We start from the raw sequence: 6,152 nt of genomic DNA, 5'->3' as shown, positions 1-6,152 counted from the left end.
GAGGTAGAGCGCGAACAGGAACAACGCGAGGAAGGTGCGCGAGCCCTGGGTCAGCCGGCCCAGCAGCGTGGCGGCTGCGCTCAAGAAGAGCAGGCCGGCCACGCAGGCCAAGGCTTGCACCGTTGAGATCCGCAGCAAGGCCGGCAAGGCCAGCAGCAGCCCCAGCCCCAAGGCCGCCAGCACCTGGCGCCAGCCGCGCTCCCACGCGCCGCCGGGTACTGCGCTGGCCAGAGCCCATGTGCCGCTCTGCAGATCACGCGAACTCACGTCCGCCACCGCCATGCCCCAGGCGCACAACGTTGCGGCCAGCAGCGCGGGAACGAGGTCCATCGGCGCCACCGCGCAGGCCACGGCGCCTGCCCCCATCGCCAGGGCCAGCAGCGGCTGGCTGAGCAACACCAGGCTCACGTCCGCCAGCCAGCGGCCGGGCAGGCCTGGCAGGCGGGCGCTGGCGCGCAGCAACAGGCCCAGGGCGGCGGTGAAAGGCCGCAGCAGCGGGCGCAGCAGCCATTGCAGCAACTGCACGCTGCGCCAGCGACCGGCGGGGTTGCGCAGCTTCACGCGGTCTGGTGCATAGCGATGGAAGAACATCACGGCGGGCAGCAGCGGCAGCAGGGCCAGCGCCATCGAGCCCAGGCGCAAAGCGATCAACTCAGCGCTCCACAGGCCAGCGGGCATGTGCAGGCTGGGCAGCGTCGCGTCGAAGGGGCTGCCACCGACGCTGATGTGGGTCACGTCCATCAACTGGCTCACGCCCACCAGCAACGGCGACATGCCATTGATGTCGAACACCTGCCAGCCGGTCAGCCGCACGGCGCCCTGCCCCAGCGTGGCCGGGATGAAGGCGAACTGCACCATCCAGAAGACCCAGTAGAGCGCGTCGCCACGCTTGCCCATCAGCGGCGCCCAGGCGTCGGCCAGCACGGCCAGGCTGGCGCACAGCATCAGGCCGGGCGCCAGCCCGAACACCAGCATCTGCAGATAGGGCAAGGGCTGCAGCGGGCCTTCGCCGCGCACCAGTTGCAACACCCAGACCGTCAGCATCACGACGGTGCCCAGCGAAAGCAGGAAGCCGAAGGCGCCCAGCCAGCGCGCGCCCAGCAGCTGCGCGTTGCTGACGGGTGTGGCGGCCAGCACGGCAGCCGTGCCGCAGCGCATGTCTTCCTGCGTGCGGCCACGCGCCAGGTAGAAGCCGGCCAGACCGAACAGCAGCGACGCGATCAGGTTGGTGGCGAAGGCCAGCGCCTGGCTCTCGTAGGCGATGCGCTGCTTGTTCACGACCATCATGGCCATGCCACTTTTCGGGTCCAGCACCATCAACCAGCTCACGGCCACCACGGCCAGCAGGATGACGAGGCTGCTGAGCCGGCGGCTGCGCAAGCGCCATTCGTTCAGCACCAGGGTCTTGTAGAGACTGGTGTTCATGCGGCCTCCCGCGCATCGGCATAGCGTTGAGCCATCAGCGCCTCTTCCAGGCTGGCGTTCGCCGGCTCGGCCTCGGCAAAGGGGCGCGACGGATGCGCCATGCGCACTTGAATGCGGCTGCCCTGAGGCTGGGCCTGCAGCACCTGCACATGGCCCTTCAGCGCTTCGTAATCGGCTGGCGCGAGCTGGGCCGTCCAGACCTTGCCCACGGCGCGAGCGATCACGGCTTCAGGGGTTTCGAAGGCGACAAGGCGGCCCTGACGCATGACGGCCAGGTGCGAGGCCATGTTCTCGACGTCCGACACGATGTGCGTCGACACGATGACCAGGCGCTTGCGCCCGAGGTCGCCCAGCAGATGGCGAAAGCGCAGGCGCTCCTCGGGGTCGAGGCCAGCCGTGGGTTCGTCGACGATGAGCACGTCGGGGTCGTTCAGCAGGGCCTGCGCGATGCCCAGGCGCTGGCGCATGCCGCCCGAGAAGCCGATGGCTGGTCGATGGGCCTGCTCGTGCAGGTTCACCAGCTCCAGCAGGTCATGCAGCCGCTGCCGGTCGCGCACGCCCTTCAGCGCCGCGAAGTACTGCAGGAATTCGAGTGCCGTCAGATGCGGGTAGACGCCGAAGTCCTGCGGCAGATAGCCCAGGCGCCGGCGCATCAGTTCGGGCTTGACGACGATGTCCTCACCGTCCAGCAGGATGCGCCCGCTGGTGGGCCGCGTGAGCGTGGCCAGCATCTGCATCAGCGTGCTCTTGCCCGCGCCGTTGTGGCCGATCAGGCCGACGACGCCGGGCTTCAATTCCAGCGACACGCCGTCGACGGCATTGAGTTTTCCGAAGGTCTTGGAGACGTTTTGGATCTGCAGCATGGCCGCTCCTCATCTTGTGAATGAGCGCAGCCTAGGGATCCAGAGGCCAGCCTCCAACGCGCTTGCGACAGACCGCTCACCGCGCGGTTCAGGCCGGCGAAAGCGCGGCCTGGGCCGGCGTCAATCGACGACGCCAAACAGCGGCCCGAGCTCGCTCCAATGGTCGTTGCGCCCGAGCCTGGGCGCGTAGAGGCTGGACACCGCGCCGTCAAGATACAGCGCCTCCTTGCAGTGCAATTCGTCGCGGAAGAAGCTGGCGAACTCGTGCAGCGTGACAGGCCGCTCGGTGATGACGAACAGGGCCTGCGAGCCCAGCACACAGACGCCGTTGCGGATGTAGCGCGACGCCGAATTGGCGCCCAAGGCCGGATGGATCTGGCCGTCCTTGAGCAGCAGCGGCCCCGACTGCGTGGCGAACAGGACACCCTCGCGCAGCGCCGGGTAGTCCACCGCGTCGACGACCTGAGCTCCGTGAGCCGTCAGCAGGAAAACACCGTTGGGCTTCAGAAAGAAGTTGCCTTCTCCACTCAATAGATTGAGCGGCGCGAGCTCGCGCCCGTCGATGACCAGCAGCCCGACGGGGCTCGCGTCCGCGTGGTACATGCCGGCGTTCATGCCGAAAGCCAGCGTCTTGCCCTGTCCTCTCAACCAGGCCGACAACTTGTCCAGCCGGCGCAGCGCCCGGCCCCGGTCATCCTGCCAGAACAGAAGCAGCTTCTGCGTGGCAAGGTCCACGCGCACGACGGTGAAGCGGCCATCGCCTTCAGCGCGGGCAGCCAGGCTGGCCACCACCAGCGCAGACCCCAGCACCAACGCCAGCAGCAGCCGCTTCATCGGCCACGCCCCCGCAGCGGCTTGAGCAGGCCCCGCAGGTCGTTGTGATCCATCTCGTACATCAAGGCCAGCAGCCGTCCGATCTCGCCCTTCGGAAATCCCTCGCGCGCAAACCAGCCCAGGTAGTTGCCGGACAAGTCCGCGATCAGCGTGCCCTTGTGTTTGCCGAAGGGCATCTTGGTCGTGACGAGCTTCAGCAGGTCTTCCGGATTCATGTCTTGAGCCGGTAGCCCACGCCCGCCTCAGTCACCAGCCACTGCGGCCGGTTGGGATCGGCCTCGAGCTTCTTGCGCAGATTGGCCATGTGCACGCGCACGTAATGCACGTCCTCGGCATGGCCCGGGCCCCAGACCGCCTTGAGCAGGTGCTGGTGGGTCAACACGCGCCCCGGAGCGTTGGCAAGCTCCTGCAGCAGCCGGTATTCGATGGGCGTCAGGTGCAGCTCTTCGCCGGCTTTGGTGACCGTGCGTAACGCGCGGTCCATGGCGACGTCACCAAAGCGCAGCACCGGGTCGGCGTCGTTGCCGCCGCCGCCGTGCCTGCGCAGTTGCACGCGCACGCGGGCCAGCAGTTCGGCCACGCCAAAGGGCTTGACGAGGTAGTCGTCGGCGCCGGCGTCCAGGGCCTGTACCTTGCGGTCCTCGCCCTCACGGGCCGACAGCACCAGGACGGGCGCCTGCGACCAGCCGCGGAACTCGCGGATGAAGTCCAGGCCATCGCCATCGGGCAGGCCCAGGTCCAGCACAACCAGCTCGGGACGGCGCGTGGCCGAGTCGATCAACCCGCGTTGCAAAGTCGCCGCCTCGAAGACCTCCAGGCCTTCGCTCTCCAGCGCCATGCGCACGAAGCGCCGGATCTCCGGTTCGTCCTCGATCATCAACACGCGTGCAGCGCTCACTCTGGTTTCTCCGCCGGCGGCTGGCCGAGCGGCAGTTCCACTCGCACACAGGCACCGCCGGTCGCGACATTGTGGGCGCTGATACGGCCGTCATGCGCCTCCACGATGGCCTTGCAGATGGCCAGGCCCAGGCCGACACCGGGCGTGGCGCTCTCGCGGTCGCCGCGCTCGAACTTGTCGAAGAGCTTGTCCTCGAGGCCCGCGGGAAACCCAGGGCCGGCGTCGCTGACGTCGATCTCGACATGCCGCCCCGCCGTGCGCGCCCGGATGCGGATGGCGCCGGCCGCGTACTTGGCCGCGTTCTCCAGCAGGTTGACGAGCACGCGCTCGATCAGCACGGCGTCCAGCTCGACCAGGGGCAGGTCCGCCGGCAGATCCACGACAACATCGCGGTCGATCAAGGCTTCTTCCAGGCTGGCCAGTGCGCTGCCGACGACCTCTTGCAGCGGCAGCCAATGCCGGTTCAGCTGCACCGTGCCGGATTGAAGCCGCGCCATGTCGAGCAGGTTGCCGACCAGCGCAGTCATGCGCAGCGCCGAGCGACGCATCGCATCGGCCACCTCGGCCTGAGGCGTGTTCAGCGGCGTGAGCTTGAGCGCATCCGCCAGCCCCACCAGCGCGGCCAGCGGCGTGCGCAGGTCGTGGGACACGGCCGTCAGCAGCGAATTTCGCAGCCGCTCGGACTCGATCTGCAACGTGCTCTGCTGGGCCACCTCGATGTAGTGGATGCGCTCCAGCGAAATGGCCAGCAGCGCTGCACAGGTGTCCAGCAGCTCGCGCTCCTCGGGCGACCAGCGGCGGCCCTGCCCTTGGACGGCCAGCACGCCACGCAGCCGCATCGGCGCGGTCAGCGGCAGCATCAGGCAGGGGCTGGCCGGCAGCGTGTCGGTGCCCTGCCCTGCCGGCTGGCCATGGTCGAAGGCCCATTGGGCGACACCCAGGTCCGGCTGCACGCCTGCGCCCGGCAGCGCAACCAGCATCTCGCGGCCGGGCGTGGCCCCTGGCGGCGGCGCCAGCACGGCCGAGGCGGCGCCGAACTCGGCGCGCAGGAAGCGCGTCGCGATCTCGGCAACCTGTTCCACCACCAGCGCGGCACCGAGGTCGCGCGACATCGTGTACAGGCCGCGCACGCGCCGCTCACGCTCCTGGGCCGCGCGGGCCTGGGCCTGCAGCCCGGCCGCGAGCTGGCCGATGACGAGGCCGACGAGCAGCAGCACGGCGAAGGTGACGAGATATTGCGCATCGCCGACGGCAAACGACCCTCTCGGCTCGACGAAGGCGAAGTCGAAGGCAGCCACGCCGAGCAGCGCCGCCAGCGCCGCCGGCCCGCGGCCAAAGCGCAGCGCAACGCCAACAACGTTGAGCAGATAGAGCATGGCGATATTGGTCGGCGCCATGAAACCCAGCAACACGTGGGCCAGGGCCGTCGTCAGCGCGACGCCCGCCAGCGCCGCCGCATGGCCGCGCCAGGCCTGCAGAGGAATCAGGGCACCACGCGTCGCCGCCGCGGGCTGCTCGCGCGCACCGGTGGGCAGCGCCACCTGCAACACGTCCATCTCGTCGGCCAGGCGGCTCAACGCCTCGGCCAGGGACGGCCGGCCAGGCCAGCGCCAGGCCTGCTCGCGCCGGCCCACCACGAGGCGGGCCAGGTTGTGCTCGCGCGCATAGCCCACCAGGGCCGCGGCGACCTCGGGCGCCGACAGTTCGGCGGTGCGGGCACCGAGCGACTGCGCCAGCTCCAGCGTGCGCTGCACGCGCTGGCGGGCGGCGTCGCTCAGGCCCTGGGCCGTCTGCACGTGCACGGCATGCCAGTCCAGCCCGAGCTGCTGCGCCAGCCGGGCGGCGCTGCGCACGACCTTTTCGCTCGCCACCGCCGGGCCGATGCAGGCCAGCAGCGACTCGCGGTTGGGCCACACCGTCCCGGCGCTGTGCTCGCGCCGGTAGGCCTGCATCTGGTCGTCCACGCGGTCGGCCGTGCGGCGCAGGGCCAGCTCGCGCAGGGCCAGCAAATTGCCCTTGCGGAAGAAATTTTTGGCGGCGCGCTCGGCCTGGTTCGGCAAATAGACCTTGCCTTCCTTGAGCCGCTGCAGCAGCTCGTCGGGCGGCAGGTCGACGACGACCACCTCGTCGGC

General features: G+C 69.4%; 6 protein-coding genes. All 6 read right to left on the bottom strand.

Going from position 1 to position 6,152, the window contains the following annotated elements; genetic code table 11:
* Nucleotides 1-1,425: hypothetical protein (locus tag AC1DU6_RS17020; protein ID WP_477858483.1), on the bottom strand; the 1,425-nt coding region annotated here is incomplete at its 3' end.
* Complete coding sequence (locus AC1DU6_RS17015; RefSeq protein ID WP_477858481.1) at nucleotides 1,422-2,288, bottom strand: ABC transporter ATP-binding protein; 867 nt, start codon at nucleotides 2,286-2,288, stop codon at nucleotides 1,422-1,424. The genes AC1DU6_RS17020 and AC1DU6_RS17015, both read right to left, overlap by 4 nt.
* A 120-nt stretch (nucleotides 2,289-2,408) precedes the next feature.
* On the bottom strand, nucleotides 2,409-3,122 hold the full coding sequence (locus AC1DU6_RS17010) for a phosphodiester glycosidase family protein (protein ID WP_477858479.1): 714 nt from the start codon (nucleotides 3,120-3,122) through the stop codon (nucleotides 2,409-2,411).
* Nucleotides 3,119-3,337, bottom strand: a complete 219-nt coding sequence (locus tag AC1DU6_RS17005; protein ID WP_457323031.1) for a DUF3820 family protein — start codon at nucleotides 3,335-3,337, stop codon at nucleotides 3,119-3,121. The genes AC1DU6_RS17010 and AC1DU6_RS17005 overlap by 4 nt, the downstream gene beginning before the upstream one ends.
* Nucleotides 3,334-3,999 carry a response regulator gene (locus AC1DU6_RS17000; protein ID WP_056197196.1) on the bottom strand — a complete coding sequence of 222 codons (666 nt, stop codon included), beginning with the start codon at nucleotides 3,997-3,999 and terminating at the stop codon, nucleotides 3,334-3,336. The genes AC1DU6_RS17005 and AC1DU6_RS17000 overlap by 4 nt, the downstream gene beginning before the upstream one ends.
* Nucleotides 4,000-4,016: 17 nt before the next feature.
* The coding region (locus AC1DU6_RS16995) for a DUF4118 domain-containing protein (RefSeq protein ID WP_477858477.1) at nucleotides 4,017-6,152 on the bottom strand (2,136 nt) is incomplete at its 5' end.

This window comes from Roseateles sp. P5_B10, assembly GCF_056400485.1.
The sequence above is the reverse complement of the archived record's forward strand: the minus strand, read 5'-3'. Positions and strand labels throughout refer to the sequence as shown.